This window comes from Streptomyces sp. NPDC058620 (assembly GCF_042717135.1).
Lineage (GTDB): Bacteria > Actinomycetota > Actinomycetes > Streptomycetales > Streptomycetaceae > Streptomyces.
In genome coordinates this window covers 160,916-186,335 of sequence record NZ_JBHXQO010000009.1, presented here as the reverse complement: position 1 = coordinate 186,335, position 25,420 = coordinate 160,916, and the positions used below count along the sequence as shown (strand labels likewise).

The window sequence follows — 25,420 nt, the reverse complement described above, 5'->3', positions numbered from 1 at the left end:
CGCACGCTGAATCAGGAACCTGGCCGGTAGCCCAAAGCGGATTGGAACCGGTCGGTGTCGAGGGTTGCCACACATGTGCGGCCCTGGCCGTGTCGCGGGAGATCGCGCGTGAAGCGGGTGTTCCGAGTGCCGTGGCGTCCTGCAATGGCTCGATTGGGGACCACCCGCACGCGGCTTCGGTGGGGGACGGCAGGAAGCTTCCCGCCGTGCATGTATGGGGGGTGGCCGTGTGACCGAGCCCCGGCGATACCACGAACAGCCCGTAGTCCTCGGAACGCTCGACGACTGGCTGTACGAAGCAAAGCCCGCACCGGGCTGTGGGGCGTGTGCCTCCGCCATGAAGAAGCTCGATGCGGCTACGGAGGCTGGTCAGGCTAGGCAGCGATTCGAGGCGGCCCGTGTGGTCCGCAACCACCCGCACCGGGGCCGAGGTTGACGACTGCACCAGACAAGCCAGAGACGGCCCCCAGGCCGCGCGGGAAGGGCAGGCGGGGCGGACCGCACGGGCTACGGCCCCGAAGGCGGCGGGAAGCCAAACGTCGTCGAGTGGATGAGCGCGAACGCCACCATCTGTGGGGAGTGCTTCGGTTCCCGGTCTGTGTGGTGTCCAGGGTGCGGGGGCTTCGGCGGTTGCTCGACGTGCAAGGGGTGGACGAAGGTGCTTTGCCCTGAGTGTGCAGGCGGTGACCTAGACGGCTTTCGCTGGTAAGCGGCAAGAGTCGGCATTGCCATTTGCCTGGATGCCCTGGATCGAATTTCCGCCTAGGCGCCAGCCGGCCGGGCATTGGGCGGGGCCCAATCTACGCTCATCGGGAAATACGAAGAAGCCCCCAATCCAGTTAAGGATTGGGGGCAATGTACGTGGAAGCCTAGCTGGTAGCGGCCTTGATGACCTGCACCGAAGTAGCCTCGGCGACAGAAACACCAGCCATGCGCATGGTCAGCTTGAAGCCAACCTGGTCCTTATCGAAGCGCGCGTCCTCGCTGATTCGGATCGTAGCGTTACGTCGCAGGCCAACCACGACGCGGGACGCATCCGAGACGATCACAGTCTTCGCGGGCAAAAATGCGCTCGACAGGATGGAGAATCCCCATGCGGTGGAAGCCGGGGCGTCGGTCGGAGACCCGCCCTGATAAACACCGGAGCCGGAAGCCTTCTCCTTGCGGAGAGCCGCAGCCATATCAACCGAGGCCCACACCACAGACGGGGTTCCGTTGGTCGACTCGATCCGTGCCACGGCGTCGGCCAGGTCGTCATAGGTGACGGTTACCTTGCCAGCTCCGAGGGTCGTTGTAATACCCTGCGACAGGATTCCCTTAATCGGGTTGGTACCCGAACCGACAAAGGCGTCACTGTCGAACTTAAGCGAAGCATCACGAAGCAGGTTGTCGGCGATGACTCGCCGCTGATCAACAGCCGAGTCTTCAAGCACCTCTACCGAGGCCCACTGCACTTCGCCAATCTTCTTCGCGGTGAACTTGACTTCACCCCAAACCATCTGCCCCTCGGGGATAACCTGCCCCTCGGCGACATAGTCAGCACCGGCCGAAGAGACAAGCTGAGGAACCGAGAAGGTGGCAGAGGCGAAGGGAATCACGCTGCCTTCGGGCAGGCCGCGCAGGAACGTCGACTTAGCCTTGAGTGCGTCGATGTACTTACCGGACACCTCGGACGGAACTGTATATCCGCCTTCGGAAGCAACACCGCCGGAAATGGCGCGGTACTCACTCAGGGACGGAACGAGAGAGCGCCACGGGTTAGAGTCGAGGGCTTCACGGCTGACCGGAGTTAGGACTCCGGAGTTCGCGGCCAGAAGGCTGCGAACCTCATTCTCATGATTGATACGCGACCGGTCTTCCCGGGCGTCCGTAGCACGCATATCCATGTGCTTCAGAGTTTCCGCAATAGCCCTACGGGTTTCCGGGGATTCCGTCCCCTCTGCTCCGTTGACCGCTGCCAGGATCTCGGTTCGTGCCATGCGTTCCTCGGCCGGAATGGAGTTGATGACGGCAGCAATCTCGCGGGCCGAAAGGCCCCGGTCCTCGGATTCGGCAGAGTCAAAGATCTTGCGAAGCTCAGTCTTCATTCAGGTTCCTTCATGGTTTGTAGCCGGATTACGGCATAAAAAAACCGCCCGGCACCGGAAATGGGTGGGGCGGCTGAAGATGGGGCGGTGATGCAGTTCTTCCGCCAGGGCGGGAAAGTTGTCACTTGCCGAAGCTTCCCGCTTCGGTTGTCAGCGGGTTATATGCAAATCCCCTGGCTATCAAGATGCGCTATCCGTTGCTCTTCGAGCCTGGCGACGTAGCGAACTCGGCGGACCGCTACGCGGGCAAGGTACTTGCATTTTTCATTGCAGTACCGACGTGGTCGTCCCGGGCCGGCCTTAATTTCAAATGGTCTAGCGCAAGTCCAGCACTTAAGCGTTACTGCCTTATTCATATTCCCTGTCCCCTCACAGCGGTTCACGCGTGCGAGCGTTAGCGCAAACGGCCCGGCACCCATGGCCTTTGGAGTCAAACCATTAGTGCCGGGCCGTTTTCCGCAACACCGCCCGTGCCACGTTTCCCCGATCCCGATCCGGCGGGAGTCGAAGTTTCCCGTTGCTACATCATTCGTAGACCTGTTATCGGCGCGGAAACCGCACCGAAACGAGAGTGACGGCGGTCACTGCCCAATTGAGCCTTGGCCGGGTTTCGGACCCACGGCTTCGGGCTAACCCCCGCGCGCTCACGCCGAGGGAAGGCGGCGGGTGCGGAGAATGGAGCCAAGATCCTTTGGAGCCTGGCCTAGGGGGGAGCAAGCAAGGGCCACCGGTTCGCCTGAACCTTCGCGAGATGGTGCCCTAGCCTGGCGCCATGACAAGCGCCCTTACCGTGCTAGCAGCCGACTTCGGCTCCTGGAAGCCGGACGACTGGTCTGCCGCTGCGTCCGTCGCGTCGACCGTACTGACTCTCCTGGCAGTGGTGATCGCCCTGCTGGCTGCGCTCTACGCGCGCCAGCAAGTCACCTTGGCTCGACAGTTGCGAGAGGAACAGGCTCAGCCGTTCGTTGTCGTTGACTTCCAAGACAATCCTGCAATGCGACAGGGCATCGACTTCGTGGTCGAGAACATGGGGCAGACTCTCGCGACGAACGTCAGGATAGTTGTTGACCCTCCGTTTTCTTCGACTTTGGATGATACGGGGTTTCCACTGAAGGATGCTCCTCTGATAGCGCAGGGTATTCCATCGCTTCCACCAAGGAAGCGATTTACCGCACTCTTCGACTCCGCTCCAGAGCGCCAAGCTACGGATCTGCCTTCGCGATACATCGCTACTGTTCATTTTGATGATGCTCACGGAAGGCGGCAGGAGCCTCTGACCTATATTCTCGACCTTTCGGTTCGCCGGAAGCTCCTATCCGTGAGCGAATATGGTCTTACTGATGGAGTACAGGCTTTGCGTGAGATGTCGAAAACTTTGAAGGAGGTGCGAAGTGAGCTGACGCGAGAGCGACACCGGCAGGCGGCGATTGAGCGAGCGAGCAGTGAAGCGCGCTCTGGTGATACTGCGGTACCTGAACCGGAAGCCGATCCCACCTAGGCTCCCTGCCTCGGCGCAGGGGAGCAATGTGGTCGGCCGTAGCCGGCCGGGAATACCAGATAGAGCAGACAGGGTTAGCTGCGAGGATCGCGGCCCGAGCTTTCAGTTATTGAGTGTTGTATCCGCGGGCCCAGGGCGAAGGGCGCGTGTGCTTTCTCATCTGCTCCCGCCACTTCGCTCCGGCCTTGGTGCACGGCTCCCATCGTGAGCCGACTGGATAGAGCCGATTGCAGCGGCTGCACATAGACATAGGCGTAGCTACTCCAATAGATGAGCGCCCCTTCGAGGGGGCGCCTCTTGCTAGAAAAAAAAAGGGGGCACCCTCGACGGGGCGCCCTTGGTTGTGCTGTCTGCCTGGCCTACCTTCCTTCGGCCAGGGGACATGAGTGTCTGTATAAGAAGACACCTGGGGAAAGCGCAGGTCACGCGCTTACGCGAGGAACCAATAGTTCCGGGAAGGACCGATCGGGGAACTATTTATTCTCTCGGACAGACACTATGGATTCTCTGCGAACTCGCTCACCTAGCGTCCGCTCCATCTCCTCGGTGTCTATCCATCCTCCGAGATAGCTCATGTTGTGCCCGTGTATCTGGCACGGCCTAGCCTTGTACTTCGCCCCGATGTCGTACACGCCCATCGGTAGAACAATGCATTGAGTGGAAGAGCCTGGCGCATACAGGCCCGCGTCCACACCAGCCATGATTAGGTTTCGCAGGTACTTCTCCCCAAAGATTCCGATTTCCCCAGAAGTTCTGTTGTACTTCGGCAGCGCCTCGACTATCTCGCCTGCGGCGAAAGAGGCGTGACCGCCTGCGCCAGCTCGGGAAGTAACGAGAAGAAAGAGCCGAAAATCTGCACCAAGAGAAGCGGACGACGCGGCATTTTCCGCCCCACGCTTCATGAGCTTTCCCCAAGAGAGCCTCACTCGGCCCCCTGGGCATCCAGCCAGCGATCCAGGTCGCTCGGTCGGCACCGGAGGGATTGACCCACCCTCCGGAACGGAATCTGTTCATCGCGCCAGTTGTCGTACACCCAGCTTCGGGGCTTGCTCAGGAACTCGGCCACTTCGGCGACCGTCCACAACTTAACCAACATGACCTCCGGATATGAGAAAGCCCCGAGTCACCTCGGGGCCATCGGGATATGAATTTCGGGAACTACGGACCGGGCTAACTCTCGGTACTCGCAATGGATTTCAACACTGCCCTGGCCTTCTCAGTCACTTCCCCCCCGGCTTTGCCCGCCACGGTGCCCAGGTAGCCGTCCCGTCGCGCCTTCTTCAAGTGGTCCTTAACTGTTTCCGGGCGACGCTCGATCAGTCGCGCAAGCCACGGGACCGGCGCCGGGGCGCCACTCTCGGCCATGTCGGCGTACGTCGCCGCCAGCAATGCCAGGTACCGGTCCGAGACGCCATCAGCCGCCAGGAGGCGGCCAGCGGCCTCCCCCGAGGCGTCCAGTTCCCGCGTGACGTCCTCAAGGGTCTGTTGGGCCTTCGGTGCCATCTTGGCCACGTTCACCGCAGCCGCGATGTCGAGCCTGCGGAGCACAGTCGTGGAGATGCCGCGCACAACGTCGCGAGGCTCGGCCTCCTCGGCTGGCTCCACGGTCATGCGCTGCGGGCCTCCCGTAATCGGCCCTTCCGGCCACCACATCCGGATCACCCAGCCCCCCTGCTGCTGAGTGATCTCGAATCCGCTCTCGTCTTCTCGCATACCCCGACCATACACCACCGAGTGTGGCCCACCCTGTGTTGACAACCCAGGGTGGGTCGTGTGCAAACTGTGGCCGCGGCCAGCCACGACAGGTGGGGCCCACGACGGGAAGGCCGGGGCAAGCGTGGCAAGGGCATGGGTGGCGCGATCCAAGGACGACGCGAAGAAGTGGACGGCGTTCTGGTACGACCCGGACGGGAAGCAGCGTCAGAAGTCGTTCGAGACCAAGAAGCGCGCCGACGACCACCGGAAGCGGAAGGAGCAGGAGCTAGACGCGGGGACCTATCTGGACGACAAGTTGGGGAAGCAGCCCGTCACGGCGGTCTGGGAGCAGTGGACCCAGCAAAGGAAGCTGGAGAACAGCACCAAGAAGCAGTACCGATCGATCCAGAACACGACCCTGGAACCGTTCTTCAAGGCCCGCTCCATCGTGTCCTTGAAGGTCGCGGACATTGAACAATGGCTGCTGTGGATGGAGCAGGACAGGAACCTCTCTGCGCGGACTCGGCGCCAGCGGTTCTCGTTCTTCTCCGGGATGATGGATTGGGCCGTAGCCAACGAGATCATCGGTCGCAATCCGTGCAAGAAGATCAGGCACGCAGGCAGCCGTGCCAAGGAAATACGCGAGCACAAGAGCAACGCCCGGCGGCTGACGACTCGGGAAGTTCTGGCCATGCTGAACGGGGCCCCGCCCCGATATCGGGCGATGCTCTGGCTCATGGCGGGATGCGGTCTCCGGATCGGCGAGGCCATGGCGGTCTCACGCGATCAGATCGACTTCCAGGCCGAGGTCCTACGCGTCGATTTCCAGATAGCGGAGGACGGCGAATCTGAGTCGGGGAAGAACAGCGCACTACAGCGGCGGCACATCAAGGCCCGCGACGAAGAGGAGCCGGGGCGAGTGGTGCCCCTTCCGCCGAACGTGGCCTTCGAGCTGCGCAGGCACATCAAGAACCACGGCGTATGGGGATCGGAGCGCCTGTTGTTCCCCAACCTCACTCGAACCGGGTACCTGTACGCCTCGTACTTCTACCGGCAAATCTGGCTGGTCGCCCTGACGAAGGGAGAGGTGACCTACTGCAAGCCGCACTCCATGCGGCACTACTACGGGTCCCGGCTGCTCTATGCGGGCGTCCCTGAGAACGATGTGGCCGACTGGATGGGTCACAGCAGCACGGACGTGCTCCGCGAGCACTATCACTACCTCTTCGAGGGTGCCGAGCAGCGAGGCCGCGCAGCCATCGCCACCATGCTGACACCCGACGCGGACGACCCCACGGAGCGAGACGAAGTCGCCTGACCCTGCCCCATACGAAAGGCCCCCGGCATCACGCCGGGGGCCTTGTCGTTTATGCAGGTCAGCGCCCGTTCCGGGGCCAGTGCCCGCCCAGGATTCCCCCAGCATGACGCCCAGGAAGGGCCCGGAACGGACCCGAACGGACCGGAAACCGATCACTGCTCCGGGATCACCGGAAAGGCGTCTGACCTGCGAAAACCCTGCTACGGCAGGTTCCTCGCCATCACGATCCGCTGGACCTGATTCGTGCCTTCATAAATCTGCGTGATCTTCGCGTCGCGCATCATGCGCTCCACCGGGTAGTCCCGCGTGTAGCCGTAGCCGCCGAGCAGCTGGACCGCGTCCGTGGTGACCTCCATCGCGACGTCCGAGGCGAAGCACTTGGCCGCGGCGCCGGCGAACGTGAGGTCGCTGTCGCCGCGCTCCGACTTGGCGGCGGCCGCGTACGTCAGCTGGCGGGCGGCCTCGATCTTCATGGCCATGTCCGCGAGCATGAACTGCACGCCCTGGAACTCGGCGATCGGCTTGCCGAACTGCTTGCGCTCCTGGACGTATCCCTTGGCGTAGTCGAGGGCTCCCTGCGCGACGCCGAGCGCCTGGGCCGCGATCGTGATGCGGGTGTGGTCCAGGGTCTTCATCGCGGTGGCGAAGCCCGTACCCTCCTCGCCGATCATGCGGTCGGCGGGGATGCGGACGTTGTCGAGATAGACCTCGCGGGTCGGGGAGCCCTTGATGCCGAGCTTGCGCTCCGGGGCGCCGAAGGAGACGCCCTCGTCGGACTTCTCGACGACGAACGCCGAGATGCCCTTGGAGCGCTTCGTCGGGTCGGTGACGGCCATGACCGTGTAGTAGTCGGAGACGCCCGCGTTGGTGATCCAGCGCTTCACACCGTTGAGGACCCAGAAGTCGCCGTCGCGGACGGCCTTGGTCTTCATGCCCGCCGCGTCCGAACCGGCGTCCGGCTCGGAGAGGGCGTACGAGAACAGCGCGTCGCCCTTGGCGAGCGGGCCCAGGTACTTCTTCTTCAGGTCCTCGGAGCCGGAGAGGATCACCGGGAGCGAGCCCAGCTTGTTCACGGCCGGGATGAGGGAGGAGGAGCAGCAGGCGCGGGCCACTTCCTCGATGACGATGACCGTGGCGAGCGCGTCGGCACCGGCGCCGCCGTACTCCTCCGGCACGTGGACGGCGTGCAGGTCGGAGGCGACGAGAGCGTCGAGGGCCTCCTGCGGGAAGCGGGCCTCTTCGTCGACCGCTGCCGCGTGCGGGGCGATCTTCGCTTCGGCGAGCGAGCGGACCGTCTCGCGGAGCATGTCGTGCTCCTCCGCCGGACGGTACAGGTCGAAATCGGTCGAACCCGCCAAGACTCTCACTCCCCAAATGTGCTAACTACCGTTAAGTAACCCAATTTTAGTGGGCCGCCCCGGCAATGGCATACGCAACCGGTGCGTGAGCTTGGTGACAGGGGTGGGGCAAACGGGGCATGTAGCCGAAGGGCCTGCGGCGGGTGGCGGACGGGTGGGGGAAAAACCGGGTTCAGGAGCCCGACTATGCTCGGCTCCGCACGCCCGTCCGTATCTCCCAGGAGCACTCGATGGCCCTCAAGATCACTGTGATCGGCACCGGCTACCTCGGCGCCACCCACGCCGCGGCCATGGCGGAGCTGGGCTTCGACGTCCTGGGGCTCGACGTCGTGCCGGAGAAGATCGAGATGCTCTCAGCCGGCAAGGTGCCGATGTACGAGCCGGGGCTCGAAGAGATCCTCCAGAAGCACGTCGCGGGGATCGAGGGCTCGACCGGGCGACTGCGGTTCACCACCTCCTGGGAGGAAGTGGGGGCCTTCGGTGACGTCCACTTCGTCTGCGTGAACACTCCGCAGAAGCACGGCGAGTACGCCTGCGACATGAGCTACGTGGACAGCGCCTTCGAGTCGCTCGCACCGCAGCTGACCCGGTCCGCCCTCGTCGTCGGGAAGTCCACCGTGCCGGTGGGCTCCGCCGCACGGCTCGCGAAGCGGCTCGCGGAGCTGGCGCCGGTGGGCGCCGATGCCGAGCTGGCGTGGAACCCGGAGTTCCTCCGGGAAGGTTTCGCCGTCCAGGACACCCTGCACCCGGACCGGATCGTCGTCGGGGTGCAGAGCGAGCGGGCCGAGAAGCTGCTGCGCGAGGTGTACGCGGGGCCGGTCGGGGAAGGGTCGCCGTTCGTGGTGACGGACTACCCGACCGCCGAGCTGGTCAAGACGTCCGCGAACTCGTTCCTCGCGACCAAGATCTCGTTCATCAACGCCATGGCCGAGGTCTGCGAGGCGGCCGACGGTGACGTGGTGAAGCTCGCCGAGGCGATCGGGCACGACGACCGCATCGGGAAGAAGTTCCTGCGGGCGGGCATCGGGTTCGGTGGCGGCTGCCTTCCCAAGGACATCCGGGCGTTCATGGCCCGCGCGGGTGAGATCGGCGCGGACCAGGCGCTGACCTTCCTGCGCGAGGTCGACTCGATCAACATGCGGCGCCGCGGTCACATGGTCGAGCTGGCCCAGGAGGCCGTGGGCGGCGATTCGTTCCTGGGCAAGCGGGTGGCCGTGCTCGGCGCGACGTTCAAGCCGGACTCCGACGACGTACGGGACTCGCCCGCGCTCAACGTGGCCGGTCAGATCCACCTTCAGGGCGGCCAGGTCACGGTGTACGACCCCAAGGGCATGGACAACGCCCGGCGGCTTTTCCCCACGCTCGCGTACGCGGACTCGGCACTCGACGCGGTGCGCGGCGCGGATGTGGTGCTGCACCTGACGGAGTGGCGCGCCTTCCGTGAGCTGGACCCGGCGGAGCTGGGCGAGGCGGCGGCGCGGCGGATCATTCTGGACGGGCGCAACGCGCTTGATCCTGTGGTGTGGCGTGAGGCGGGGTGGACGTACCGGGCGATGGGCCGGCCGAAGGCGTAGGGGCGGGACGGGGGGTACGGGCCCGGCAGTGCCCGGTCCGTACCCCGGACGTCTCAGACCGTGTGCCCGTCCACTTCGCCGATCGTGGCGTGGGAAGGGCCGTAGCGGGCGCTGAGGTCGCGGGCGACCGCTTCCGCGTCGCGCAGTACCCGGACCGCGTTGCGCCAGGTCAGCTTGGCGAGGTCGGCGTCGGACCAGCCGCGGCTGAGCAGCTCCGCGATCAGGTTCGGGTAGCCGGCGACGTCCCGCAGGCCCTCCGGGAGGAAGGCCGTGCCGTCGAAGTCGCCGCCGATGCCGATGTGGTTGATGCCGGCGACCTCGCGCATGTGGTCGAGGTGGTCGGCGATCGTGGCGACGGTGGCCTCGGGGCGCGGGTAGGCCGCCTCGAAGTCGGCGTGGACGCGCATGGCCGCCGAGGTGGTGTCCAGGTGGTGCAGGCCGTGCTCGCGCATGTTGCGGTCGGCGGCCAGCGTCCAGGCGACGGCGGCCGGGAGGACGAACTTCGGTACGAAGGTCGCCATGGCCACGCCCCCGTTGGCGGGGAGCTGGGCCAGCACGTCGTCGGGGATGTTGCGCGGGTGGTCGCAGATCGCGCGGGCCGAGGAGTGCGAGAAGATCACCGGCGCGGTGGAGGTGGCGAGCGCCTGACGCATCGTCGTGGCCGCCACGTGGGAGAGGTCGACCAGCATGCCGATGCGGTTCATCTCCCGTACGACCTCGCGGCCGAACGCCGACAGGCCACCGATGCGCGGGACGTCGGTCGCCGAGTCCGCCCAGTCGATGTTGTCGTTGTGCGTCAGCGTCATGTAGCGCACGCCGAGCGCGTGCAGGGCGCGCAGGGTGCCCAGCGAGTTGTTGATGGAGTGGCCGCCCTCGGCGCCCATCAGGGAGGCGATCCGGCCCTCGGCGCGGGCGATCTCCATGTCGTCGGCGGTCAGCGCGCGCCGCAGGTCCGCGGGGTAGCGGGCCAGCAGCTCGGCGACGACGTCGATCTGTTCGAGGGTGGCGCTGACGGCGGCGTCACCGGCGAGGTCGCTGCGGACGTAGACCGACCAGAACTGCGCTCCGACGCCGCCGGCGCGCAGCCGGGGGATGTCGGTGTGCAGGGTGCCGGTCTGGTCGGTGGCGATGTCCCGGGCGTCCAGGTCGTAGCCGACCTGTTCGCGCAGGGCCCAGGGCAGATCGTTGTGGCCGTCGACGACGGGGTGGGCGGCGAGGAGTTCCCGGGCCCGGTCCAGGTGGTCCACGGTCCCCTACTTCCCGAAGCCGAAGGAGTCGGAGCCCTCGACCTTGGCCCGGAGCCGTTTCCCCTTCTCGGTGGCCTGGTCGTTCAGTTCGCTCAGGAAGTCCTTCATCCGGGCCAGCAGCTCGCTGTCCTGGGCGGCGAGGATGCGGGCGGCGAGCAGGCCCGCGTTGCGCGCTCCGCCGACCGAGACGGTGGCGACCGGGATTCCGGCGGGCATCTGCACGATGGAGAGCAGGCTGTCCATGCCGTCGAGGTACTTCAGCGGGACCGGGACACCGATGACGGGCAGCGGGGTCACGGAGGCGAGCATGCCGGGCAGGTGGGCCGCGCCGCCGGCGCCCGCGATGATCGCCTTCAGACCGCGGTCGGCCGCCTCCTCGCCGTACGCGATCATCTCGCGCGGCATGCGGTGGGCGGAGACGACATCGACCTCGTAGGGGATCTCGAACTCGTCGAGGGCCTTCGCGGCTGCTTCCATGACGGGCCAGTCGGAGTCCGAGCCCATGACGATGCCAATGACGGGGGCGGTACCGGGGGAGGTCATTCGGTGATTGTTCCTCGCAGGTAGTCGGCCGCGTGCCGGGCGCGCTCCCGCACGTCCGCCAGGTCGTCGCCGTAGGTGTTGACGTGTCCGACCTTGCGGCCGGGCTTCACGTCCTTGCCGTACATGTGGATCTTGAGCTGCGGGTCGCGGGCCATGCAGTGCAGGTACGCCTGGTACATGTCCGGGTAGTCCCCGCCGAGGACGTTGCACATGACCGTCCACGTGGCGCGCGGGCGCGGGTCGCCGAGCGGGAGGTCCAGGACGGCCCGCACGTGGTTGGCGAACTGCGAGGTGATCGCACCGTCCTGGGTCCAGTGCCCGGAGTTGTGCGGGCGCATCGCCAGTTCGTTGACGAGGATGCGACCGTCGCGGGTCTCGAACAGCTCGACGGCGAGGTGGCCGACGACTCCGAGCTCGGCGGCGATGCGCAGGGCGAGCTGCTGGGCCTCGCCCGCCAGGCGCTCGTCCAGCTCGGGGGCCGGGGCGATGACCGTGTCGCAGACGCCGTCGACCTGGATCGACTCGACGACCGGGTAGGCGACGGCCTGGCCGTGCGGCGAGCGGACGATGTTGGCCGCCAGCTCCCGCACGAAGTCGACCTTCTCCTCCGCGAGGACGGGAACGCCGGCCCGGAACGGCTCGGCCGCGTCCTTCTCGGAGCGGACGACCCACACGCCCTTGCCGTCGTAGCCGCCGCGGACCGTCTTGAGGATCACGGGGAAACCGCCCACCTCGGCCGCGAAGGCCGCGGCGTCGGCCGGGTCCTCCACGAGGCGGTGGCGGGGGCAGGGCGCACCGATCTCGGTGAGCTTGGCCCGCATCACCCCCTTGTCCTGGGCGTGCACCAGGGCGTCGGGGCCGGGACGGACGGGGATGCCGTCCGCCTCCAGGGCCCGCAGATGCTCCGTGGGGACGTGCTCGTGATCGAAGGTGATCACGTCGCAGCCGCGCGCGAAGGCTCGCAGCGTGTCCAGGTCGCGATAGTCGCCGATGACGACTTCGCTCACCACCTGGGCAGCCGAGTCCTGGGGGGTGTCACTGAGGAGCTTGAATTTCAGGCCGAGGGGGATACCCGCCTCGTGGGTCATACGGGCGAGCTGACCGCCGCCGACCATGCCGACTACCGGGAACGTCACCCCTCCAGAGTATCCGCCGCGCCGGGGCTCCCCGGACGGCGGACCGGCGGCGGCCCGACAGCGGGCGCACGTCACAGCATCGCCACCCTCCACAGGACGCACAGGCATCACACGAGAGGGCTGGTTAGCATGGCCGGGTTGACGAAACCGAGCGGACGGGGCTGAGCGATCACCATGGACGAACGTGGCGCATTGCGGGCCCGCATCGATCTGCTGGGCCGGGAGGTCGCCAAGTTCGGCGCGGTCGGCGCGGTCGGCGTGCTGGTCAACATCGCGGTCTCCAACCTGATCTGGCGCACCACGGACATTCCGGTGGTCCGGGCCGGTCTCATGGCGACCTGCGTGGCCATCCTCTTCAACTACGTGGGCTTCCGTTACTGGACGTACCGGGACCGTGACAAGAGACGCCGGACCCGGGAGCTGATGCTCTTCCTGGCGTTCAGCGCCGTGGGTGCGGTGATCGAGGTCGGGGTGCTGTACGCGGCGACGTACTGGGGCGGCTGGGACACCCCGCTCCAGAACAACATCTTCAAGATCGTCGGAATCGGGATCGCGACCCTGTTCCGCTTCTGGTCGTACCGGACCTGGGTGTTCCGGGCGCTGCCCGCCAAAGAGACGGCGCTGACCCCGGGGAGCGCTCCGGCGCCGGTGGAAGCCGCGCCGCAGGCGCCGGAGGTGGCCGAGGAGCCGCGGAAGGTGCGGGAGCCGCAGGGGACGGACGTGCCGCAGGAGGCGGCCTCACCGCAGACGCCGCCGGTTTCGCAGACGCCGTCGACTTCACAGACGCCGCCCGTTCCGCTGGTCGAGCAGGTCTCGCGGGTGGAGTCCGGCCCCGTTCGCAACTGAGACCGGTCAGCGCACCGGGCGGTCCTGGTCCTTGCGTTTCCTGGCGACCCTGCTGAGGAAGAGGGCGAAGACCGGGGGCTGCTGCTGAAGCAGTTCCAGCCGGCCGCCGTCCGCCTCCGCGAGGTCCCGGGCGACGGCGAGGCCGATCCCGGTGGAGTTGCGTCCGCTGATGGTGCGCTCGAAGATCCGCGCACCGAGGTCGGCGGGCACTCCGGGGCCCTCGTCCGTCACCTCGATGACCACCTGGTTGCCCGTGACACGGGTGCGCAGGGCGACGGTGCCGCCGCCGTGCATCAGCGAGTTCTCGATCAGCGCGGCGAGCACCTGTGCCACCGCGCCGGGGGTGCCGACGGCCCGCAGTCCGTGCTTGCCCGAGCAGACGACCGCGCGGCCCGCGCTGCGGTAGGCGGGGCGCCACTCCTCGATCTGCTGCTTGACGACCTCGTCGAGGTCGAAGACGACGGCGGAGCCGGTGCGCGGGTCGCGGGAGTTCGTCAGCAGCCGCTCCACCACGTCGGTCAGCCGCTCGACCTGTGTCAGGGCGATGTGGGCCTCCTCCTTCACCGTCTCCAGGTCCTCGGTGACGGAGATCTCCTCGATCCGCATGGAGAGCGCGGTCAGCGGGGTGCGGAGCTGGTGCGAGGCGTCGGCGGCGAGGCGCCGTTCCGCCGTCAGCATCCGTGCGATCCGCTCGGCAGAGGAGTCCAGGACGTCGGCGACGCGGTCCAGCTCAGGGACCCCGTACCGCTTGTGGCGGGGGCGCGGGTCGCCGGAGCCGAGACGTTCCGCCGTCTCGGCGAGGTCGGTCAGCGGTGAGGCCAGCCGGTTGGCCTGGCGTACGGCGAGGAGCACCGCGGAGACGATCGCGAGGAGCGCCACCGCGCCGATGATCAGGAGGGTGCGGCCGAGCTCACGGGTGACGGCCGACCCGGATTCCTCGACGGTGACCTTCTCGCCCTGCTCCCCCGTCGCCGAACTGCGGATGACGCTGCCGCTGGGGCGCTCACCGACCTCGATGGGAGCCCGGCCCGGGATCTCGACCCGTGCGTAGCGGTTGGAGTCCACCTGCTCGGCCAGGACGCCCGCGGTGATCCGCTCCTCGCCCAGCAGCCGGCTGTCGACGACGCTGATCAGCCGCAGCGCCTCGGAGTCGACGCTCTCCTGGGCACTGCTGCTGATGGTGCGGCTCTCCACCAGGACGAGGGAGACGCCGAAGACGGCGATCACCACGAGCACCACGGCGAGCGTGGAATTGATCAGTCGACGGCGCATGACTGTCTCTGTACGTCAGCTCTTCTCGAACCGGAAGCCGACGCCCCGCACCGTCGCGATGTAGCGGGGATTGGCGGCGTCGTCGCCGAGCTTCTTGCGGAGCCAGGAGATGTGCATGTCGAGCGTCTTGGTCGAGGACCACCAGGTCGTGTCCCAGACCTCACGCATCAGCTGGTCGCGGGTGACGACCCGGCCGGCGTCCCGGACGAGGACGCGCAGGAGATCGAATTCCTTGGCGGTGAGCTGAAGTTCCTCCTCGCCCATCCAGGCCCGGTGCGACTCGACGTCGATCCGGACGCCGTGGGTGGCGGGCTGCACGGCGGGCTCGGTGGCACCGCGCCGCAGCAGGGCCCGGACCCGGGCGAGCAGTTCGGCGAGGCGGAAGGGCTTGGTGACGTAGTCGTCGGCTCCCGCGTCGAGACCGACCACGGTGTCGACCTCGTCGGCGCGGGCGGTCAGCACCAGGATCGGTACGGCGAGTCCGTCGCCGCGCAGCCGGCGGGCGACTTCGAGGCCGTCCATGCCGGGCAGCCCCAGGTCGAGAACGACGAGATCGATGCCGCCCTGGAGTCCGGCATCCAGCGCGGTCGGACCGTCCTGCCGGACTTCGACCTCGTAACCCTCCCGACGCAGTGCGCGGGCCAGTGGCTCCGAGATGGACGCGTCGTCCTCGGCGAGCAGTACACGGGTCATGGAGTGATGGTAGTCCGCACGGAGGGCGGGGGGTGAGGTGCGCGTGAAGCCCTCTGTACCTGGGCAGCGAACTCTCTGTGGACCTTCGAATATGCGAGCCTGGTTCCAATATCACCTGTGATCCATGTCTCAAGTCCTTTCATATGCCGCACTGTCGTGTCGTAAGGTGTTCCGACGCCTGATGCACTACTGAAGGACCTTTGGGCAAGTTTGAGCGCCAGGGGTCACTTTTCTGTGCGGGCCGGCACCCGCCGGCCTTGAGGGTGGATGACCTGTGGGCCGGGCCCGGTGCGCTCTCGCGTGCCGGGTGTGGATCCCGATGCGGTCGGCTCCTTTTGACTCCGGCATCGACTCCCTACGGAGAGCGGTGGCCTGAGCGAGTCCCCTTCGAGTGGAGGGGTGGGGCACGGCCACGCCGGTGCCGGCCACCCCCCACCGGGCGCGTACCGCTCACGAGGCGACGCGTCCCGACCAGCAAGGATCGACCATGGCTTCCAGCCTGACGAAGGATTCCGTCAGTACGACCGGCGGTAAGACCTTCTTCGGCCACCCCCGCGGCCTGGCCACTCTCTTCATGACGGAGATGTGGGAGCGCTTCAGCTACTACGGAATGCGCGCACTCCTCCCGCTCTACCTGATCGCCCCCAACGGGCTCGACATGAACGCGGGTACGGCCACCGCGATCTACTCGGTCTACCTGTCCCTGGTGTACCTGCTCGCCATGCCCGGCGGCTGGTTCGGTGACCGTGTCTGGGGTCCGCGCAAGACCGTCGCCATCGCCGGCGGGATCATCATGATCGGCCACCTGACGCTGGCACTGCCGTCCGAGGGCACCTTCTTCGCCGGTCTCGGACTGGTGGCGATCGGCTCCGGTCTGCTGAAGTCCAACATCTCGACGATGGTCGGCCACCTCTACGACGGCCCGGACGACCCGCGCCGCGACGGTGGCTTCACGATCTTCTACATGGGCATCAACATGGGTGCCTTCGCGGCGCCCCTGGTCATCGGCACCATCGGTGAGAACGTCAACTGGCACCTGGGCTTCGCGATCGCCGCACTCGGCATGGGCCTGGGCGTCGCTCAGTTCCTGCTCGGTACGCGTCACCTCAACGAGCGCAGCCTCGTCGTCCCGAAGCCGCTGGACGCGGCCGAGCGCGCGTCGACCCTGCGCAAGGCCATGATCTGGATGGGCGTCGCCGCCGTCTTCTACATCGGCACGGTCGTCACCGGCGTCTACACGCTCAACTGGCTCCTGGTCCCGATCACCGTCGCCGGTCTGGTCATTCCGGTGGTCGTCCTGGCGCGCATCAAGCGCGACAAGGACCTCAGCACCGCCGAGCAGTCGAAGATGTCCGGCTACATCTGGTTCTTCGTCGCCGCCGCCATCTTCTGGATGATCTACGACCAGGGCGGTTCGACGCTGGCGATCTTCGCCGAGTCCTCGGCCGAGAACTCGGTCCTCGGCTGGGACTTCCCGGTCTCCTGGTACCAGTCGGTCAACCCGGTCCTGATCATGGCCCTGGCCCCGGTCTTCGCCGCCTTCTGGCTGGCGCTGAACCGGCGGGGCAAGGAGCCGAGCACCATCGTGAAGTTCAGCTCCGGTCTGGTGCTGGTCGGTGCGTCGTTCTTCGTCTTCCTGCTGCCCCTGACGATCGCGGGTGACGGCCACAAGGCCGCCGCGATGTGGCTGGTCGCGATCTACTTCATCCAGACCGTCGCCGAGCTGACGCTCTCCCCGGTCGGCCTCTCCGTCACCACGAAGATGGCTCCGGCCAAGTACGCCAGCCAGATGATGGGTGTCTGGTTCCTGGCCGTGACGGCCGGTGACTGCACCACGGGTCTGCTGTCCATCGCCGGGGTCGAGCTCAACGGCACCGGGGTGGTCGCCCTCCAGGCCGCGCTCGCGGTGCTCGCGGGTATCGCGATCTTCATGTACCGCGGCAAGGTCAAGGAGCTCATGGGCAACGTGCGCTGATTCGCGTACCTCCCCGTAGCGCCCACGGAGGGCCGTCGCACCGATCCCGGTGCGGCGGCCCTCCGTCGTCGTGTCCTCGGTCAGCGGATTCCGCGCAGCCTGCGCCACGGGGTGAAGGTGAACACCGCCCCGCCGAGCAGGATCGCCGTGCCGGCGACCAGCCCGAGCGCGCGCAGTGCGCCGTCCTCCTCGGCCCCGGTGGCCGCGAGGCCGCCGCCGGAGTCCATACCGCCGCCGGACGCGCCCGCGCCCGCCGATCCGCCGCCGGACGCACCGCCCGGCTGGGCCGCGGTGTCGAGCTCCAGCGAGACCGCCACCCCGGCCGGCGGGGTGCACGTGGTGGTCGTACCGAGCGCCGCGACCGTGAGGACACCCGGGCTGAGCGTGGACTTCCCGCTCGCGCCCGGCTTGTACGTGCCCGTGAGGTCGGGGATCTCGATCGGTGCGCCGCCCTTGATGGGCGCCTTGTTCGTGGGGCCATCCACGTGGACGGTGCCCTTGTCCGCGCCGCCCAGCCTGACCTCCATGGAGGGCTTCACCGAGTCGGCGGGTATGTCGATGGGGCTGTCCATCACGGACTTGCTGAACTTCACCGTGAGGGCGTAGCCGCCGCCGCTCCTCTTCGCGTTGATCTTCACCGGGGAGGTGGCGTTCTTGTCCCCGATAGGGGTCTTGCAGGTGTACGCGACGGCGACCTCCTTGCCCTCGAAGTCGGTAGCGCCGCCGGTGCCGCCGGAGTCCGTACCACCGGCATCGCCGCCACCGGCGGTGGTGCCGCCGGACGTCGTGCCGCCCGCCGTCGTGCCTCCCGCGGTGGTGCCTCCCGCGGTGGTGCCGCCCGCTGTCGTGCCGCCGGCCGTCGTACCGCCGGACGTGGTGCCGCCGGACGTGGTGCCGCCGGACGTCGTGCCGCCGGACGTCGTGCCGCCCGCTGTCGTACCGCCGCCACCCTCCGTCACCTTGATGGTGACGCCCGGCTGGACCGCCTCCTTCGGGGCGCACTTGGTGTCCGTGGAGATGGGCTTGGACACGTTGATGTTGTAGGCGCCCGGCGTCAGCGTGAGCTCGCCCGCCTTCTCCAGTTTCAGCGTGCCCTTCATATCGGGCAGCACCATGGGACTGTTCTTGGGGATCGGCGGGTTCTGCCGGGGCCCTTCGAGCTTCAGTTCACCGCTCGCCGTCCCGCCCAGCCCGACCGTGCCGGTCGGCTTCACGGTGTCCTTGTCCAGGTCCAGGACGTCGGGGTTCCTGGAGGCGGCCCCGACCGTCTTCCAGACGACCTCGATCTCGTCCCCGACCTTCGCCTCCGCCGGGGCGGTCAGCTGCACCTTGGTGGTGCCCTGGACGGGTGGCAGCCCGGAAATCGGGGGCGGAACGCACTCCGTCGCGTACGAGACGTCGGCGGCCAGGGCTGGACTCGCGGCCAGTACGATCCCCGCCCCGCCGAGCATCAGCGCGACTCCCGCCGCGCTCATCCTCCGTTGCGTGCTCACGAATGTCCCTTCGTCGTGGGTCTGTTCTCTGACGGTGCGGAATCCGGGGTGAACCACGGCAGCGAGGCCGTGGTCGTGGTGCTCACGGGCGCGGCGGCCCCGGTGCGTCGCCGGGGGCGGTGCCGCGCGACGCGCGGAAGGCCCGGGCCGGGGCGGGGCCGGACCTTGTCGACGACCGCCATGCCGATACGGAAGACGGCGGCCGGCACGACGACGCACAGAAGAACCCAGAAGAGCGTGACGCCCCAAGGGCGGCCCACCCGCCACGGCTGCTCGGCCAGCACCTTCGTCCCGTAGCGCAGGGAGACCTGGTAGTCGCCGTGCGCGCCCGCTGCCAGTTCGACGGGCAGCTCGATCTGCGCCTTGCGGCCGGGTGCGACGGTGCCGCGCCACTGCCGTTCCTCCCACTGCGGGGCGTAGACGCCGTGCGCGGTGCCGATCTCGAAGACGGGGTCCTTCACCGGTGCGGAGCCGAGGTTGCCGACCGTGAAGACCAGCTTCCGGGAGGCCGGGGCACCGAACCAGGTCAGCAGCCCGCTGTCACCCGCCAGGCGCGTGGTCGCCAGCACGGCGAGCCTTCCGCCCCCGGTCTGCCGGGGCAGCGGGGCGGCCGGGTGCCCCGCGACCTCGAACACCGCGTCGGCGGTGGCCTGTTCGCCGGTGACCGTGGCGACGTGCACCACGCACGGGCAGGGCACGGGAGGCTCGGCGACCGGCATCTCCTTCGCGAAGGCGCCAGCCTTGTCGGTGGTGACGGCTCGTCCGTCCGCGTTGGCGCAGGAGTTGGTGCCGCCGATGACGCCCTCGGCGGGCGTGGCCTGTCCGCAGATCAGCATCATCAGCAGCGTCCCGGGGCGCCAGCCACGGCCCCTGACGGTGATCTCGCCGCCCTTGCCCGCCTGTTGCGCGGAGAGCGTGACGGCGGGCTCGCCTTCCGCGGCCGAGGCGCCGGGAGCGGGCAGGAGCAGGAGGACGGACAGCAGGGCGGGCAGCAGGGCGGGCAGCAGGGCGGGCAGCAAAGCGGGCAGCAGGGCGAGGAGCCGCACGGCGGCCCGGCCGCTGTCGCGCCGGCGGAGTGCCGGTCCGGACGTTCTGGTCACGAGTGCGCTCCTGCCTTCGCCAAGTACCGGTCGGAGGTGCCTGTTCGGTGGACCGGGTGCGGGCCGGGCGGGTCGTCGCCCGGTGCCTCGCGGGGTCCGCGTCGCCGCAGGGCGTACGCGCCCGCGCCGATCGCCACGAGCACCAGCAGCGCGCCACCGGTCAGCGGGACCCGGGGGACGTACACCGCCGTTGCCGACGCCTCGCCGCGCGCCCCGCCCGCGGCTGTGACGCTCAGCCGGACGGTGACCCGGTCGAAGGCGGGGGCGTCGGGCCAGGGCTCCGTCAGTTCGACCCGTTGGCCGGGCAGGAGTTCCACCGGGAGTGTGCGGGCCCGCCAACGCGGGAACGCACCGGTCAGCCCTTCGGCGCTGACGGCCAGGCGGGGCACGAGGGCCACGTTGCCCCGGTTGACGAGGGCGTACCGGATGCTCCGCCCGGACACGGCGACGTCCTCGACGGTGAGCGCCGCCAGAGTCGGCCCGCTCACCCGCAGGTGCACGCGCACGCCCACCTCGCGCCCCCCGCTCACGGCGAGGACGGCGCCGGGATGGTCACCGGGTGTCGCGCCGGACGGGACGGTGACGGCGAAGGGGACCTCGGCGCGGGTCCTGGCCGGGACGGTCACCTCGCGCGAGGCGAGCCGCAGCCAGGCGCCCGTGCCGGTCGAGCGCTTCGTCCCACGCGCGGCGAAGCCCCCGCCGCCGGTGTCGTACGCGTCGGCGCCCCGCAGCCGCACGGTGACGGGGGCGCGCCCGGGGTTGGTCACCGCGAGCCGGTCCTCCAGTACGGCACCGGGGGCGCCCTCCAGGTAGAAGTAAGGCCGGCCCTCGTCGCCCGGGCGCCCGCCGCCGCCGGCCGGCCCCGCGGACCAGCCCTGCGGGGCGGCGTCCGGGCGGTCGGCTCCGGCCGCCGGGGTGACGGCGAGGGCGCACAGGAGTACGGCGAGCGCCGCTCGGGCGGCGTGGCCGGTCGACAGCGACATGGGCGGCTCCCTGGTGCGGGTGCGTGCGGCGGTGTGGCGTCCGGGGCGGTGCGTCCGGCAGGGGTGCGGGTCAGCCCGTGGCGCGCTGTCCGCGCCGGGTCAGCCACAGCACGCCTGCCGCGCCGGTCAGCAGGACGGTGCCGCCGAGCGTGCCGAGCGCGGCGGCAGAGTCGAGGGGGCCGGTCCTCGGCAGTTCGCCGCCGCCCGCCGGGGCGTCCTGCGAGGCCGTCGCGCCCGTCACGTCGAGTTCCAGGGAGTGCTTGGGGTCGTTCTTCGGCGTGCAGATCGTGGTCGTACCGAGCGCCTTGATGGTGAGCACCCCCGCGGTGAACGTGACCTTGCCCGACTTCTTCGGGGTGTACGTCCCCGACAAGTCGCTGATCCTGATGGGGGTGTTGGCGGGGACGGCCGCGGTGTTCGCCGCCCCGGTGACCTGGACCTCTCCGCTCTCGGCGCCGCCCAGTTCGATCACCGCGCTCGGCTTCATGGCGCCCTTGCCCAGCTCCACCGGGCTGGACGAGACGCCCTTCTGGAAGGACATGGTGAGCGTGTAGCCACCACCGCTCCTGACGCCCTTGATGTCGATGGGCGACACCGCCCCCTTGGGCCCGATCGGCGTCCGGCACTGGTAGTTGACGTCCACGACCTCGGCGTGGGCCACGGGTGCGGTCATCAGCACCACCGCGCCGGCCGCCACTGACACCGCAGCGAGAGCTGTCCTCTTCTGGTTCGACACCTCGAGTTCCCCTCATGCCGGGAGTCGCCGAGCGGGCCGTGACGTTCCGTACGGCCGCGGTTTACTGACGACGCATCAGATTTGGCGCCCAAGGTACGCCTGGGGCCTTTTGGAGGGAAGACAAAGGAGCACACCGATCCGGTGTGCTCCTTGGGTGTACGAATCCGGGCACGGCCCGGTGGACATCACGCGGGCGCGGCCAGCTCCGCCCAGACGGTCTTGCCCGGCGCGTCGGGCGCGCGCGTGACGCCCCAGTCCAGACAGAGCCGCTGCACGATGAACATTCCGTGACCGCCGGGCCGTCCCGCCCGGTGCGGGGTGCGCGGCGCGGGCTCGCCCGCGCCCTGGTCGACGACCTCGACCCGCAGCACCTTCGGCGTGCACGCGATGCGCAGCTCCTCGGGGCCGCCCGCGTGCAGACACGCGTTGGTGACCAGCTCGGAGACGACCAGCAGCACGTCCTCGGCGGCGGCACGCCGGTCGGCACCCGCGGCCGGGAGCCAGCCCCAGTCGTACAGTGCCTGCCGGGCGAAATCGCGGGCCATCGGCACGATGCCGCTGGCCCCCCGCAGTGAGATCGTGCGCCACTGCCGGTCCGCCGGAGCGGCGGAGGCTTCGCCCGCGCCGTCCGGCTCGCGGCCGAGGTCGCCCGGCGGATGCTGCCGGGTGGTGCTCATCAGCGCTTCACCTCACCGATTCACCGAGTCGCCATTGAACGGATACTGATCAGATACAGAGTGTGCGAGCTGTCAGTTCGCCACCAGGATGTCTTCTGCCCGGCCGAATCGTGACAACACCCACTTGGTCCACGCGATCACGTGACGGGAGCAACAAGAGTGGCGCCCGAGGTCGTGAAGCGTGTGCCGTGGTCAGGGTCTGAGAGCGTCTTCGAGTGAGGCGTGGACGGTGAAAACCGCATCGGCCCCGGTGATCTCGAAGACCCTAGCCACGACGGGACGCATACCGGCCAGGTGGACACCGCCACCGGCCGCCTCCGACTTGAGCCGGGCACCGAGCAGCACGTTCAGCCCGGTGGAATCGCAGAACTCGAGTCGCGAGCAGTCGACCACCAGGCGCACGCGCCCTTGCTCGACCGCACTCTCGAGCGGCTCACGCAGCAGATCGGCGGTGTGGTGATCGAGCTCACCCACCGGTGTCACAACCTCGGTGTGCCCCTCGGTCCGGACGTCGACCTGAAGCCGACCCCGATTCGCACTGCCGACCGTCCCGCGGTCCATGCCCGTTCCTCTTCGTCGTCCGTCCCGCCCGCGCGGATTTCTGCGCGGCTGTCTGCCTAGCTATCGCCGACGTTCGTAAAACAGTACGCGTTCCGTACGCCACGCGGTAGCCGGAGACCTGAACAAAGCGGACATAATACATGATTTGGAGCTTGTAAGTCGCAGCAGGAACCGGGTAAGGGTAGGGGGATACCGAATTTCGTGGCTTTGGAGGCGCCGCTTCACCGCAGGAACACGTATGGGCATCGGCAGCCATATGCCGAGAACGATGGAGGAGAAACATGTCACCCCGGCTCGACGTACCGCGTACCCACAACGCGCCGTCGACATGTCCTCAGGGACCGACCGATTCCAACTCCCCTGCCGCGATCGCCGTACCCGGCCCGCGCACCAGCAGTACCGGCACCACCCGCACCATCAGCACCACCGGCACCCTCGGAAGCCCCGACAGCACCGACGTCTCCGCCGTCCAGTACGGCGAGGGGCTCGATGTGCTCGAAGGTCTGGAGGACCTGCCCGACATCCCGCCCTACGCCGAGCTGGGGCCCGTGGACGCCAGGGCGCTGTCGAAGACACTCTTCGCGCGGCTCGAGTCCCTCGAAGAGGGCACCCACGAGTACGCGTACGTACGCAACACGCTCGTCGAACTGAATCTGACTCTCGTCCGATTCGCCGCCTCCCGGTTCCGCTCCCGCAGCGAGCCGATGGAGGACATCATCCAGGTCGGCACGATCGGGCTGATCAAGTCGATCGACCGCTTCGAGCTCAGCCGGGGCGTCGAGTTCCCGACGTTCGCGATGCCGACGATCATGGGCGAGATCAAGCGTTTCTTCCGCGACACCAGCTGGTCCGTGCGCGTCCCGCGCCGCCTGCAGGAACTGCGGCTCGACCTGGCCAAGGCGGGCGACGAACTCTCCCAGCAGCTGGACCGGGCGCCCACCGTGGCCGAGCTCGGCGAGCGCCTGGGCATCACCGACGACGAGGTCGTCGAGGGCATGGCCGCGAGCAACGCGTACACCGCGAGCTCGCTGGACGCCAAGCCCGAGGAGGACGACCACGAGAGCGCGCTGGCGGACCGGATCGGCTACGAGGACCACGGGCTCGAAGGCATCGAGTACGTCGAGTCCCTGAAGCCGCTCATCGCCTCGCTCCCGACGCGTGACCGGACGATCCTCTCCCTCCGCTTCGTCGCCAACATGACGCAGTCGGAGATCGGCGAGGAGCTCGGTATCTCGCAGATGCACGTCTCGCGGCTGCTGTCGCGGACCCTGGTCAAGCTCAGGAAGGGCCTGACCGTGGAGGAATGACCTGGCTCCGGGTGCTGTCGGCCCGGCACCGGTGAAGCCATGCGGAAGGACCCGCCCGTCAACGGGCGGGTCCTTCCGCATGTGTGAGGTCACGTCAGGCGGGAGGGAGCCTCACGGACTGGTCAGAGAGTGCGCTCTCCGCGCTGCCAGACCGCGCTGACCAGCGGGACTCCCGGCCGGTAGGCGAGGTGCACGTGGCTGGGGGCGTCGAGGAGGACGAGGTCGGCGCGGGCGCCCCGGGTGATGCTGCCGACGTCCGTACGGCGCAGTGCGGCGGCACCGCCCGCGGTGGCGGACCAGAGGGCTTCGTCCGGCGTCATGCCCATGTCCCGCACGGCCAGGGCGATGCAGAAGGGCATGGAGGACGTGAAGGACGAGCCCGGGTTGCAGTCCGTGGAGAGTGCGACGGTGGCGCCCGCGTCGAGGATGCGGCGGGCGTCGGGCCAGGTCGCGCGGGTGGAGAACTCGGCGCCCGGCAGGAGCGTGGCGACCGTGTCGCCCTGGGCCAGCGCGTCGACGTCCGCGTCGGTCAGGTGGGTGCAGTGGTCTGCGGACGCGGCGTCGAGCTCCACCGCGAGCTGGACACCGGGGCCGTGACCGAGCTGGTTGGCGTGGATGCGCGGGTGCAGCCCCTTGGCTCGGCCCGCCGTGAGGATGGCGCGGGCCTGGTCGCCGTCGAAGGCACCCTTCTCGCAGAAGACGTCGATCCAGCGGGCGTACGGGGCGCAGGCGTCCAGCATCGGCCCGGTGACCAGGTCGACGTAGCCGGCCGGGTCGTCGGCGTAGTCGGGCGGTACGACGTGGGCACCGAGGTAGGTGACCTCTTCGGTGTGACGGGCGGCGATGCGCAGGGCGCGGGCCTCGTCCTCGACGGTGAGGCCGTAGCCGGACTTGGTCTCGAAGGTGGTGGTGCCCTGGCGTGCCGCCTCGGCGAGATAGCGGGAGACGTTGTCGGCCAGTTCGTCGTCGGAGGCGGCGCGGGTGGCGGCGACGGTCGTTCTGATGCCGCCCGCGGTGTACGGCAGGCCGGACATCCGGGCGTTGAACTCCTGGGTGCGGTCGCCCGCGAAGAGCAGGTGGGAGTGGGAGTCCACGAAGCCCGGGATCACGGCCCGGCCGCCCGCGTCGACTGCGTTGTCAGTGGCGGGTGCTTTGCTTGATTCACCGGTCCAGATGACGCGGTCGCCTTCGATGACGACGGCCGCGTCCCGGATCAGGCCCAGGGGGGTCCCGTCTCCGAGGGAGGGGTCGTTGGTGACCAGGCTGGCGATGTTGATGACGGCGGTCGTCGTCATGGGGAGGCTGTTTCTCCTTGCGCGAG

The 25,420-nt window shown here is 68.3% G+C and carries 22 protein-coding genes and 1 pseudogene; 6 read left to right on the top strand and 17 right to left on the bottom strand.

Annotated features, from left to right (window positions below; genetic code table 11):
- Positions 1 to 869: 869 nt before the first annotated feature.
- On the bottom strand, positions 870 to 2,087 hold the full coding sequence (locus ACFWSK_RS12660) for a phage major capsid protein (protein ID WP_383783971.1): 1,218 nt from the start codon (positions 2,085 to 2,087) through the stop codon (positions 870 to 872).
- Between the two features lie 772 nt (positions 2,088 to 2,859).
- On the opposite strand from ACFWSK_RS12660, the gene ACFWSK_RS12655 reads away from it, so the two are divergent.
- Positions 2,860 to 3,585 (top strand): hypothetical protein, encoded by a 726-nt coding sequence (locus ACFWSK_RS12655; protein WP_383783969.1) that lies wholly within the window; start codon positions 2,860 to 2,862, stop codon positions 3,583 to 3,585.
- Between the two features lie 473 nt (positions 3,586 to 4,058).
- Here the strand turns inward: ACFWSK_RS12655 and ACFWSK_RS12650 are convergent, their stop codons facing one another.
- The 3 genes from ACFWSK_RS12650 to ACFWSK_RS12640 form a co-directional block, all read right to left on the bottom strand.
- Complete coding sequence (locus ACFWSK_RS12650) at positions 4,059 to 4,487, bottom strand: hypothetical protein (protein ID WP_383783967.1); 429 nt, start codon at positions 4,485 to 4,487, stop codon at positions 4,059 to 4,061.
- 20 nt (positions 4,488 to 4,507) lie between these two features.
- Complete coding sequence (locus ACFWSK_RS12645) at positions 4,508 to 4,681, bottom strand: helix-turn-helix domain-containing protein (protein WP_383783965.1); 174 nt, start codon at positions 4,679 to 4,681, stop codon at positions 4,508 to 4,510.
- A gap of 74 nt (positions 4,682 to 4,755) precedes the next feature.
- Entirely contained in the window at positions 4,756 to 5,298 is a 543-nt protein-coding gene (locus ACFWSK_RS12640; RefSeq protein WP_383783963.1) for a hypothetical protein, read from the bottom strand.
- 124 nt (positions 5,299 to 5,422) lie between these two features.
- On the opposite strand from ACFWSK_RS12640, the gene ACFWSK_RS12635 reads away from it, so the two are divergent.
- Positions 5,423 to 6,598, top strand: coding sequence for a tyrosine-type recombinase/integrase (locus tag ACFWSK_RS12635; RefSeq protein ID WP_383783961.1), 1,176 nt, complete (start codon positions 5,423 to 5,425; stop codon positions 6,596 to 6,598).
- Between the two features lie 200 nt (positions 6,599 to 6,798).
- Here ACFWSK_RS12635 and ACFWSK_RS12630 read toward each other — a convergent pair whose 3' ends face one another.
- Positions 6,799 to 7,956 (bottom strand): acyl-CoA dehydrogenase, encoded by a 1,158-nt coding sequence (locus ACFWSK_RS12630; RefSeq protein ID WP_383783959.1) that lies wholly within the window; start codon positions 7,954 to 7,956, stop codon positions 6,799 to 6,801.
- Positions 7,957 to 8,186: 230 nt separating this feature from the next.
- Between ACFWSK_RS12630 and ACFWSK_RS12625 the strand changes: the two genes are divergently transcribed.
- Complete coding sequence (locus ACFWSK_RS12625; protein WP_383783957.1) at positions 8,187 to 9,530, top strand: UDP-glucose dehydrogenase family protein; 1,344 nt, start codon at positions 8,187 to 8,189, stop codon at positions 9,528 to 9,530.
- A 53-nt stretch (positions 9,531 to 9,583) separates the two neighbouring features.
- On the opposite strand, the gene ACFWSK_RS12620 is transcribed toward ACFWSK_RS12625, so the two are convergent.
- From ACFWSK_RS12620 to ACFWSK_RS12610, 3 genes are read right to left on the bottom strand one after another with little or no spacing between them, the layout of a single operon-like run.
- Positions 9,584 to 10,777: a dipeptidase gene (locus ACFWSK_RS12620; RefSeq protein WP_383783955.1), complete on the bottom strand. Its 1,194-nt coding sequence runs from the start codon at positions 10,775 to 10,777 to the stop codon at positions 9,584 to 9,586.
- Positions 10,778 to 10,783: 6 nt separating this feature from the next.
- On the bottom strand, positions 10,784 to 11,320 hold the full coding sequence (gene purE / locus ACFWSK_RS12615) for a 5-(carboxyamino)imidazole ribonucleotide mutase (RefSeq protein WP_383783953.1): 537 nt from the start codon (positions 11,318 to 11,320) through the stop codon (positions 10,784 to 10,786).
- On the bottom strand, positions 11,317 to 12,456 hold the full coding sequence (locus tag ACFWSK_RS12610; RefSeq protein ID WP_383783951.1) for a 5-(carboxyamino)imidazole ribonucleotide synthase: 1,140 nt from the start codon (positions 12,454 to 12,456) through the stop codon (positions 11,317 to 11,319). Before ACFWSK_RS12610 ends, purE begins: the two co-directional genes overlap by 4 nt.
- A gap of 174 nt (positions 12,457 to 12,630) precedes the next feature.
- On the opposite strand from ACFWSK_RS12610, the pseudogene ACFWSK_RS12605 reads away from it, so the two are divergent.
- Positions 12,631 to 13,069 (top strand): annotated as a pseudogene (locus ACFWSK_RS12605) (GtrA family protein); the annotation flags it as partial.
- A gap of 239 nt (positions 13,070 to 13,308) precedes the next feature.
- Here the strand turns inward: ACFWSK_RS12605 and ACFWSK_RS12600 are convergent.
- Together ACFWSK_RS12600 and ACFWSK_RS12595 are read right to left on the bottom strand one after the other, a co-directional pair.
- Positions 13,309 to 14,574 carry an ATP-binding protein gene (locus tag ACFWSK_RS12600; protein WP_383783949.1) on the bottom strand — a complete coding sequence of 422 codons (1,266 nt, stop codon included), beginning with the start codon at positions 14,572 to 14,574 and terminating at the stop codon, positions 13,309 to 13,311.
- A gap of 15 nt (positions 14,575 to 14,589) precedes the next feature.
- Positions 14,590 to 15,267 (bottom strand): response regulator transcription factor, encoded by a 678-nt coding sequence (locus ACFWSK_RS12595; RefSeq protein WP_362844067.1) that lies wholly within the window; start codon positions 15,265 to 15,267, stop codon positions 14,590 to 14,592.
- Positions 15,268 to 15,754: 487 nt separating this feature from the next.
- Here ACFWSK_RS12595 and ACFWSK_RS12590 point away from each other — a divergent pair, with 487 nt between their 5' ends.
- Complete coding sequence (locus ACFWSK_RS12590; protein ID WP_383783947.1) at positions 15,755 to 17,242, top strand: oligopeptide:H+ symporter; 1,488 nt, start codon at positions 15,755 to 15,757, stop codon at positions 17,240 to 17,242.
- Positions 17,243 to 17,322: 80 nt separating this feature from the next.
- Here the strand turns inward: ACFWSK_RS12590 and ACFWSK_RS12585 are convergent, their stop codons facing one another.
- The 6 genes from ACFWSK_RS12585 to ACFWSK_RS12560 form a co-directional block, all read right to left on the bottom strand.
- Positions 17,323 to 18,717, bottom strand: a complete 1,395-nt coding sequence (locus ACFWSK_RS12585) for a hypothetical protein (RefSeq protein WP_383784054.1) — start codon at positions 18,715 to 18,717, stop codon at positions 17,323 to 17,325.
- Between the two features lie 14 nt (positions 18,718 to 18,731).
- Positions 18,732 to 19,835: a hypothetical protein gene (locus tag ACFWSK_RS12580; RefSeq protein WP_383783945.1), complete on the bottom strand. Its 1,104-nt coding sequence runs from the start codon at positions 19,833 to 19,835 to the stop codon at positions 18,732 to 18,734.
- A complete protein-coding gene (locus ACFWSK_RS12575; protein ID WP_383783943.1) occupies positions 19,832 to 20,818 on the bottom strand; it encodes a hypothetical protein in 987 nt (328 codons plus the stop codon). The genes ACFWSK_RS12580 and ACFWSK_RS12575 overlap by 4 nt, the downstream gene beginning before the upstream one ends.
- Positions 20,819 to 20,888: 70 nt before the next feature.
- A complete protein-coding gene (locus tag ACFWSK_RS12570) occupies positions 20,889 to 21,554 on the bottom strand; it encodes a peptidase (protein WP_383783941.1) in 666 nt (221 codons plus the stop codon).
- A 185-nt stretch (positions 21,555 to 21,739) separates the two neighbouring features.
- Positions 21,740 to 22,231: an ATP-binding protein gene (locus ACFWSK_RS12565; RefSeq protein WP_383783939.1), complete on the bottom strand. Its 492-nt coding sequence runs from the start codon at positions 22,229 to 22,231 to the stop codon at positions 21,740 to 21,742.
- A gap of 192 nt (positions 22,232 to 22,423) precedes the next feature.
- Positions 22,424 to 22,792, bottom strand: coding sequence for an STAS domain-containing protein (locus ACFWSK_RS12560; protein ID WP_383783937.1), 369 nt, complete (start codon positions 22,790 to 22,792; stop codon positions 22,424 to 22,426).
- A 281-nt stretch (positions 22,793 to 23,073) separates the two neighbouring features.
- Here ACFWSK_RS12560 and ACFWSK_RS12555 point away from each other — a divergent pair, with 281 nt between their 5' ends.
- Positions 23,074 to 24,099, top strand: a complete 1,026-nt coding sequence (locus ACFWSK_RS12555; protein ID WP_383783935.1) for an RNA polymerase sigma factor SigF — start codon at positions 23,074 to 23,076, stop codon at positions 24,097 to 24,099.
- 122 nt (positions 24,100 to 24,221) lie between these two features.
- Here ACFWSK_RS12555 and hutI read toward each other — a convergent pair whose 3' ends face one another.
- Positions 24,222 to 25,394: an imidazolonepropionase gene (gene hutI / locus ACFWSK_RS12550; RefSeq protein WP_383783933.1), complete on the bottom strand. Its 1,173-nt coding sequence runs from the start codon at positions 25,392 to 25,394 to the stop codon at positions 24,222 to 24,224.
- Positions 25,395 to 25,420: the final 26 nt, after the last annotated feature.

Coding starts and splice junctions, on each gene's coding strand:
- ACFWSK_RS12595 (WP_362844067.1), bottom strand. CDS start 15,267: ATGACCCGTGTACTGCTCGCCGAGGACGACGCGTCCATCTCGGAGCCA.
- ACFWSK_RS12645 (WP_383783965.1), bottom strand. CDS start 4,681: ATGTTGGTTAAGTTGTGGACGGTCGCCGAAGTGGCCGAGTTCCTGAGC.
- ACFWSK_RS12655 (WP_383783969.1), top strand. CDS start 2,860: ATGACAAGCGCCCTTACCGTGCTAGCAGCCGACTTCGGCTCCTGGAAG.
- purE (WP_383783953.1), bottom strand. CDS start 11,320: ATGACCTCCCCCGGTACCGCCCCCGTCATTGGCATCGTCATGGGCTCG.
- ACFWSK_RS12555 (WP_383783935.1), top strand. CDS start 23,074: ATGTCACCCCGGCTCGACGTACCGCGTACCCACAACGCGCCGTCGACA.
- ACFWSK_RS12590 (WP_383783947.1), top strand. CDS start 15,755: ATGGCTTCCAGCCTGACGAAGGATTCCGTCAGTACGACCGGCGGTAAG.
- ACFWSK_RS12585 (WP_383784054.1), bottom strand. CDS start 18,717: ATGAGCGCGGCGGGAGTCGCGCTGATGCTCGGCGGGGCGGGGATCGTA.
- ACFWSK_RS12600 (WP_383783949.1), bottom strand. CDS start 14,574: ATGCGCCGTCGACTGATCAATTCCACGCTCGCCGTGGTGCTCGTGGTG.
- hutI (WP_383783933.1), bottom strand. CDS start 25,394: ATGACGACGACCGCCGTCATCAACATCGCCAGCCTGGTCACCAACGAC.
- ACFWSK_RS12625 (WP_383783957.1), top strand. CDS start 8,187: ATGGCCCTCAAGATCACTGTGATCGGCACCGGCTACCTCGGCGCCACC.
- ACFWSK_RS12565 (WP_383783939.1), bottom strand. CDS start 22,231: ATGAGCACCACCCGGCAGCATCCGCCGGGCGACCTCGGCCGCGAGCCG.
- ACFWSK_RS12560 (WP_383783937.1), bottom strand. CDS start 22,792: ATGGACCGCGGGACGGTCGGCAGTGCGAATCGGGGTCGGCTTCAGGTC.
- ACFWSK_RS12575 (WP_383783943.1), bottom strand. CDS start 20,818: ATGTCGCTGTCGACCGGCCACGCCGCCCGAGCGGCGCTCGCCGTACTC.
- ACFWSK_RS12650 (WP_383783967.1), bottom strand. CDS start 4,487: ATGAAGCGTGGGGCGGAAAATGCCGCGTCGTCCGCTTCTCTTGGTGCA.
- ACFWSK_RS12660 (WP_383783971.1), bottom strand. CDS start 2,087: ATGAAGACTGAGCTTCGCAAGATCTTTGACTCTGCCGAATCCGAGGAC.
- ACFWSK_RS12640 (WP_383783963.1), bottom strand. CDS start 5,298: ATGCGAGAAGACGAGAGCGGATTCGAGATCACTCAGCAGCAGGGGGGC.